Here is a 7197-nt window from a genome sequence, read left to right on the forward strand (position 1 = left end):
GGCCGGTGCCGCGATGGGCGTGATTGCTAGTCTGCTGTCTGTTCGATCACCTCCTTAGCTTTGCTGGTTGTCTTTGCCAATGCGCCACGGCGGCGGTAGCTCTCGACGTTCATCTCGAAGATGACCGAGTGGTGAACCAATCGATCGATAGCCGCGACCGTCATCGAGGGATCGGGGAAGATCTTGTCCCATTGCCCGAACGGCTGGTTCGCAGTGACGAGCATTGATCGGCGTTCATAGCGGGTGGAGATCAGTTCGAAGAGCACGCTGGTTTCTGCCTGATCCTTTTCCACGTAGGACAGATCATCGAGGATGAGCAGATCGAACTTATCGAGCTTCTCCAGCGCACTTGGCAGTGTGAGCTCCTGTCTTGCAGCTTGCAGGCGCTGGACGAGATCGGTGGTGCGCGTGAACAACACGCGGTAACCCTGTTCCACCAGTTCACGACCAAGAGCGGCAGCCAGGTGCGTCTTGCCTGATCCAGGTGGTCCGAACATGAGCAGATTCTGACCACTGACCAACCAGCGATCACCGGATGCCAATGCCTGCAAGTGCGCTCGGCTGATCATGGGTACGGCAGAGAAGTCGAAGCTATCCAGATGCTTCCCGGCCGGGAGCTTGGCTTGCTCCATGTGGCGAGCAATGCGTCGCTGCGAACGGTCAGCCACTTCCAGTTCAACCAGTGTTGCCAGAAGGCGAGCCGCCGGCCAGCCCTCCTTGTCGCACTGCTCGGCAATGTCAGGCCACAGGCGCTTGATCGTTGGTAGTCGCAGCGCAGTGAGCAACTGCGGTATCCGGGCTGCATCGGCGGCGCTCATGCCCATGCTCCCTGTGTAGGCAGCAGATGGTCGTAGACCGAGGCGGCAGGCAGCTCAACATCAACGCCGGGCGGCGGCCCTGATGCAGGCGTAAAACGCGCCTGCAGGGCACTGAGGTCCGGCACCTGTGCATCGTCAAGACACTGCTGCAAAATAGCATCCAGCGCGCGCTCACAGGCCTGCTCGTGGGCCAACGCCAGGAGTCCTACCATGGTCTTGCAGGCGGTAGCCATATCCGCCGTTGCCACCAACGCATCCCAGGTGCGCCGCCAGCTGTCACCGGGGAGCAGTGCGTCCCGGTAGCTCAGATTTGCCAGCGCCATAGGCTTGCGTTTGAGGCTGTGGATGATATGCCGGTAGTCGATAACGTGGCACCGCCGCCCGCTGCTGTCGCTGCGCGAGCGTTCCAGCGTCAGCAGGTGTTGCGTACCCAGAAAGCACTCCAGCCGGTCATCAAACAACCGCACCTTCAGCCGATGCCCGATCAGCCGTGAAGGCACCGTGTAGAACACGCGCCGCAGCGTGAAGGCGCTGGACGATGTGACAGTGACGACCACCTCCTCAAAGGCGTCGGTCCGCCGCTCGGGCAGCGGCTGGAGGTACTGCAGTTCTGCATCAAGCTCAGCGCGTCTGCGCGCGTTTCTCCGCCCCACCAGCTCGGCGACGAAGCGCCTGTAGGCAGCGAGATCTTCGAAGTCACGACTGCCACGCAGTAACAACGCCTGTGACAGCGCGGTCTTCAGATGACCGTGTGCAGATTCAACCGCACCGTTCTCGTGACCCTCACCCCGGTTGTTCCGGCTCGGTGACATCCCGTAGTCGCGGCACAGATCATGGTAGCGCGCGGTAAGGTCCTCTGCCGTTTCGGTATTGAGGTTCCGATAGGCGGCAGACAAAGAGTCCGTGCGGTGGATCTCGGGTGCTCCGCCAAGCGCCCACAGCGCATTCTGTAGACCTTCCGCCAGCGCGACAAAGCTCTCGCCGCCCAGGACCACCTCTGCGTGCTGCCAGCGTGAACACGCCAACGTGAAGTGATACAGCCGATGCGGCAAGGGGGAGCCAGCAACGCGAACATCAAGATCACTTGCGTCTGTAAAATCCGACAGGCCCATACGCCCCGGGTCATGATGCTGAGGAAACATCACGGGTTGTTCCGGGCCTTGCTCCGCACGCCAACGGCGCACGCGGCGCTCCAGCGTGCGTCGACACGGTCGCCAATCAATATCAGGCTGCGTCGCCTCCAGGTGCTCAAGGAGCGTGATCGGTTTGAGCCCCGGCTCGTTCGCCAGCAGCGGCTCGATGACCTCGCTCCAGACCTCCTCCAGCGGGTCAGACCGGGTGCGCCAATGGCGTGCTTGCCGCGGCGCACCCGACTCTCCTTTCTCGATTCTGCGAGCGGTTCGCTCGCTGATGCCGGCACGTGCTGCGGATGTTTCTTGAGTGCGATTCTTGCGCTGATTCATGTATGTTCGCCTTTGCTGGTCCGTGATGGGTTTTCCTGGCACATCCTTGCTCCGATTGGTCTCGAAGCTGGGGAGTGTCGCCCATCGCGGGCCAGCACTACACTGACAGAACTCGCGTCAGTGCAGGGGCTGAACCGGCCATCTTAGTTGTCGCTGACCGGTCACGGTAATTGTCGCTCTACAGCGTCTCGCGCATCGGCGCCAATATTCCGCTCTTCAAGCACAACCTCTGTCCGCTGTCCTTCATCGATGTGCCCGAGCGGGCCTACATCGAAGGAACCTTGGGCGTTTATGAGTTCAACCAGGTCGAGCTGCTGCGCGATGTATTCGTATGGGCCTATGAGCGCTCCTGCCAGCGCTATCTGGCCATCGCGCAAACCACGGTTGAGCCCGACCCGCTGAAGATCAAGTACCGGGAAGCGTTGATCCAGGCCGTTCAGACGGTGGTCAAGGGGCTGCGGCAACCCAGTCCTGAGGCCATCGCCGAAGTCGCACAGGCTCACGCCGCAGAAGCCGACCAGGCCGCCTTCAGGGAGATTCTGACGGAAGCATTGCAACAGTTGCATGAAGGCAGCGTCGCACGATATCGACTGCGGCGCTCGGAATACATCGCGTGGCAGCAAGCGCATAACCAGGCTTGAAGCGATCAAAACGTCGGCAGATATCCACGTTCACCGACGGTTTGATATCCGGCAGGGCCCGTAAATTCCGGCATCAAGCGACGTAAATCTCGGAATCATCGGCCGTGGGAATTCCGCCCCATGGGCGGATTCACCGCGGGCGCAGAGGTGCAAATTTGCTGGTTTCCTCCTCTCGGTCCTTTCCTGGCGCCACTCACGCTCGTCAGGGAAGGTTGGTTGCACAGCCTGCACTCGAGTTACCACTGGGCGACGTCGCCGTACTACCGCCATCGCAACAGGAACCCTAGCGCCGCGACACTTCTCGCCGGTGCCGCCTTGCCGTGTCCAGCGCTTGGCAATCCTCACTTTGCTTGTGTATTTCGGCCTTGCCGTTGGGCCTTAGGCCTGCCATTTTGGCGATCTTGCGCGCGTGGTCAGCGAAAAAAGCAGGCTTGACTGCGTTGTGGTGGGGTATCTGGGATTTTTTTTGGATCACAGGGATCACAGTGTCTGTCCCACTACTCCCTGCATTGCCGACTGCCTGTCCCTCTGTTCTGTTTCGAGCTCATCTTTGTCGGGGAACGGAATCGCGCACCGCAGCGTCCGACGTACCTGGTTTGCGGACGGGACAAACAACTTTCGTTCCGGCATCAGCACCTCCCTGCGGCACCACCCTGACAAAAAGAGCAGCACCAGCCCGCCAGGGACGCGGGCGCTCGGTGATCCGCCTAGGCGCTGCAGGGTGAGTATCGGCCAGGTGACGCGCGTGGCACAGCCTTCAGGCTGTGCCTGTCCCTTTGCTGCCTTTGCTGGCTTGTGCCTGTCCCTCTGCTGTGCTGTGCCTCCTCTGTTCCCATGTTTTGGCCGACGCCTCGACACCGAGGTGCTCTGCGAGGTCAGCGGCTGTGAGGATCTGGTGGGCGAGCATGGAGCGAAGATATCAGATCAGAGAGTGAGGTGCCTGTCCCTCTGTTTTTGTGGTGTTTTTGTGGGGAAGCGGACGTTCGGGAGCTACCCTAGGCGCTGCTCCGTGTATTATCGGGGAAGTTGTGCGCTTGGCACAGTTCAGCGTGTGGAGAGTAGAGTTACACTAGTTGTCGCAACAGTTGCACCAACTCTGCAACTCACCGCTGGTGGACGGTGCAGAGAGCCTGTCACTCTCCTCACAGCGGTAGCAACCGCAGCAGGCGTTCTGCCCCGCCAAAGGAGTTGACCAGCACGATAGCCATCAGAATGTAGAACTGCAGGTTGATGCGGTGGAAGCGCTTCTCGAATTTGAGATCCTGTTCAACGAAACGCTGGTCGATGGTGGAGAAACGTTCGTCGATGGCGGAGAAACGTTTTTCGAACCTTACTTCCTGCTCTGCGAAACGTTCAGCCATCCGCAACTCAATGGACGCCGCCAAGCCCTCGAGCTTTGCGTCGAGGTAATCCTTCGTGACAATGTTCCGGGCCCAGAAGCCGAAGGCGTCTGCCATCGTGTTCGCGTGAACCTCCGCCTGTGCCTCCGGTACGCCGGCGTCGCGCAGCTGGCGCTCGTAGCGCAGGGAGTCGAATTGCATGGATTCCATGAGCGTAGTCCTGAATGCACTGCTTGCCAAGTGTGTCTGGCCACCGCAGAAAAGGGAACATCATTTCCGACCACGCTCGTGCGATTCCGAAGATAATCCGCAAATTCGTGGAATCAGCAGATGCTTCAAGACTCGCTGACGACCCAAGACTCGCTTCCGGGTGGTGACCAGCCTTGCCCGGGTGGGACTCTCACCCACGGGAAACCAATGCGCAGTTTCCGCTAATCGACGTCCTTGTCGTTTAACATCCTCTGCGCCTGAGCTTCGCTCGGCGCACAGGTGCCTGTCCCTCTGCTGCTGCTGCTGCTCCTCTGCTGCTGCCACCTCTGCTGCCAAATGTGCCCACTTCGCCGACGTTGTACTCATGTACTTGCGTGAAGCCGCACTCGGTGGCAGGCTTTAGGTAGTTTGCTGGCGCACGGGGAATGGAGTCCTCTACAGCGCTGTGACCGGAACCGGCTGCTACAGGGAGGTACGGCCCCGACGATGGCGCGACCACGCTCAGAACAAATCTCGCTTGCCGATACGCCTTACTATCATGCGGTGTCGCGCTGTGTGCGCCGGGCGTTTCTGTGTGGCGAAGACCGCGAGTCGGGCCAGAGTTATGAGCACCGGCGACAGTGGGTGGAGGATAGAATCCGTCTCCTCGCATCCTTGTTCGCGGTCGAAGTCGCGGCCTATGCCGTAATGTCCAACCATTACCACATCGTGGTCAAGCTGGTGCCAGAGCAGTTGCAGGCGGTCTCCGAAAGTGAGATTTTGCAGCGCTGGTCCTGCCTGTACAAAGGCTCACCTGCGCTGCAGCGCTACACGAATGGGCAGCAGCTCGCAGAGCACGACGCCGCGGAGCTGACTGAGCTCGCGGCCGATTATCGCAACCGCCTGCGCAGCCTGAGCTGGTTCATGAAATGCTTGAACGAGCCGATCGCACGGCGTGCCAACCAGGAGGACAACTGTACCGGGCACTTCTGGGAAGGGCGCTACAAGTCGCAGGCACTGCTCAGTGAAGCGGCCCTGCTGAGCTGTATGGCCTACGTGGACCTGAATCCGGTGCGCGCGGGCATGGCGGCGACGCCAGAAACCTCCGAGCATACGTCGATCAAGGAGCGAGTAAAGCCAACGTTTGACCAAGGCGCCGCGGTCGGCGCGCAATTGGAGGAGGGCGCGCTGCGGCGCTTTGATGTGCCATTGAGGCCGTTGCTGGCGTTCAATGATCAGCCAGCGTTCGCCGCTGGGGGCAACCTACCCTTCGCCTTCGTGGATTATCTGGAACTGGTAGACGCCACAGGGCGTGTGGCGCGCCAGGGCAAGCGCGGCGCCATCGCACCAATCCAACCTCCAATACTGCAGCGGCTAGGGATTGAAGGCCTGGTCTGGCTTGCGCAGGCGACCGATTTTGAGGCGCAGTTCAGACGACGACAAAACCTCGGCCGACCGCGGGCGGCCTGAGCTTTTCAGCAACATGCTCTCCCTGCTGCGGCTATTGCTCGGCGGCATCCGCCCTGCGCGGCAGGTCTCAAAAACGGAAAATGCAAGGCCGTACCAGTGCGCCACAGCTAGCAAAGCGCTGCGTGCAAAGGCTTTTATGTAATATGTAAAAAACTCCAAGCGCTGGACGGCGCTCAACAGCCGAGGCAACCAACAGCCGAGGTGCCTGTCCTCAACAGCCGAGGTGCCTGTCCTCCACCTTCGCCCCTTTGTCTGTCTGTCTGGAACAGCGCCCGTCAATGCGCTACGCGCCATGCCTGGCGCAACAAAAAGAAACCCGTCAATTCTTGTCGGCCTCATCCGGAACATCCGGTACGGCATTCAGGTAACGCTCGAAGTCCAGCCGATGGCCTTGAGTTGCTTCCTGACGCAAATAGTCCAGCGTCAGCATGGATGCCAGCTTTTCTGCGGCAGCGCTAGCGATGAACTGATTCACCGAAATTTCATCCCGCGCCGCCAATTCGCGAATCTTGGCATGCACAGAATTTGGCAAGCGTACGGTCAGTGCAGTCATGATGAACTCCTCAACAAGGCTAAAAAATACGCCGGCGTGATTGGGGTGACCCTCAGTTCGCCGATCCGCTGAAAGTCGCGGATATTATGGGTAACCAGATACTGGCTACCCGAAGCCACGGCACACTCCAGCACCATGTCGTCATCTGGATCGCGCAAAAATGGACGCCACAGGTAATACACATCCTGCAGATGGGCGATGGACGTCAGATAGCGCAGGTAAGCCAAGACATCCTCAACCTGGAGTCCAGGCGGCAGGTGCTCGGGCCGCGTCAGCACAGCCTGCCATTCGGTATAGAGCCCCACCGACAAGGCGACTTCAAACCGCGGATCTGGAAGACTGCTCACCAAAGCAAAGCTGGCACCTTGCCGCGAACGGGCTGCGGCAACCAAGACTGATGTGTCTATAACGATTCTCATGGTTGCACCAGTATAACTACAAACCCAGCATCCGGCGAACCCAAGCCTTTCATCAGCCACCCACCTCGCTTACCTTCCGCGCTTTTTGTGCACAGGAAGGCCACCCGGAATGATGGCTATTCATGCCGTTGCTGTGCGGATGTAAAAGTCGGCGCTGAAGGGACGGCGCAACAAAGGGCGATAGGCAGATTTAACGTGCCTGTCCGCTTTGCTTGCTTAGTGCTTGCTTAGAATAGCCCTGCTCGCCTGGGGATGAGGCTACCGCATTGCCGTGTGCCTGTCCCTGTTCCTTCCCTGTTCCTCC

At 59.8% G+C, this 7197-nt stretch carries 7 protein-coding genes; 2 read left to right on the forward strand and 5 right to left on the reverse strand.

The genetic code is table 11. The annotated features are described in order from the left end of the window. Nucleotides 1–26 precede the first annotated feature (26 nt). A complete protein-coding gene (gene istB, locus VBE63_RS22780) occupies nt 27–818 on the reverse strand; it encodes an IS21-like element helper ATPase IstB (RefSeq protein ID WP_323685304.1) in 792 nt (263 codons plus the stop codon). Further along, nucleotides 815–2323, reverse strand: coding sequence for an IS21 family transposase (istA, locus tag VBE63_RS22785; protein WP_323685305.1), 1509 nt, complete (start codon nt 2321–2323; stop codon nt 815–817). The genes istB and istA overlap by 4 nt, the downstream gene beginning before the upstream one ends. 128 nt (nt 2324–2451) lie before the next feature. On the opposite strand from istA, the gene VBE63_RS22790 reads away from it, so the two are divergent. After that, nucleotides 2452–2922 carry a hypothetical protein gene (locus VBE63_RS22790; RefSeq protein WP_323685306.1) on the forward strand — a complete coding sequence of 157 codons (471 nt, stop codon included), beginning with the start codon at nt 2452–2454 and terminating at the stop codon, nt 2920–2922. Between the two features lie 1142 nt (nt 2923–4064). On the opposite strand, the gene VBE63_RS22795 is transcribed toward VBE63_RS22790, so the two are convergent. Next, the gene (locus tag VBE63_RS22795) at nt 4065–4472 is read right to left on the reverse strand and encodes a hypothetical protein (RefSeq protein ID WP_323685307.1); all 408 of its coding nucleotides are present in this window, start codon (nt 4470–4472) and stop codon (nt 4065–4067) included. 624 nt (nt 4473–5096) lie between these two features. On the opposite strand from VBE63_RS22795, the gene VBE63_RS22800 reads away from it, so the two are divergent. Further along, complete coding sequence (locus VBE63_RS22800; RefSeq protein WP_323685308.1) at nt 5097–5921, forward strand: hypothetical protein; 825 nt, start codon at nt 5097–5099, stop codon at nt 5919–5921. Between the two features lie 319 nt (nt 5922–6240). Here VBE63_RS22800 and VBE63_RS22805 read toward each other — a convergent pair whose 3' ends face one another. Beyond that, nucleotides 6241–6474 (reverse strand): toxin-antitoxin system HicB family antitoxin, encoded by a 234-nt coding sequence (locus VBE63_RS22805; RefSeq protein ID WP_323685309.1) that lies wholly within the window; start codon nt 6472–6474, stop codon nt 6241–6243. Beyond that, on the reverse strand, nt 6471–6893 hold the full coding sequence (locus tag VBE63_RS22810; RefSeq protein ID WP_323685310.1) for a putative toxin-antitoxin system toxin component, PIN family: 423 nt from the start codon (nt 6891–6893) through the stop codon (nt 6471–6473). The genes VBE63_RS22805 and VBE63_RS22810 overlap by 4 nt, the downstream gene beginning before the upstream one ends. Nucleotides 6894–7197: the final 304 nt, after the last annotated feature.

The sequence above is a fragment of the Lamprobacter sp. genome (assembly GCF_034860625.1).
GTDB lineage: Bacteria > Pseudomonadota > Gammaproteobacteria > Chromatiales > Chromatiaceae > Lamprobacter.

Coding starts and splice junctions, on each gene's coding strand:
- VBE63_RS22805 (WP_323685309.1), bottom strand. CDS start 6,474: ATGACTGCACTGACCGTACGCTTGCCAAATTCTGTGCATGCCAAGATT.
- VBE63_RS22810 (WP_323685310.1), bottom strand. CDS start 6,893: ATGAGAATCGTTATAGACACATCAGTCTTGGTTGCCGCAGCCCGTTCG.
- VBE63_RS22795 (WP_323685307.1), bottom strand. CDS start 4,472: ATGGAATCCATGCAATTCGACTCCCTGCGCTACGAGCGCCAGCTGCGC.
- istB (WP_323685304.1), bottom strand. CDS start 818: ATGAGCGCCGCCGATGCAGCCCGGATACCGCAGTTGCTCACTGCGCTG.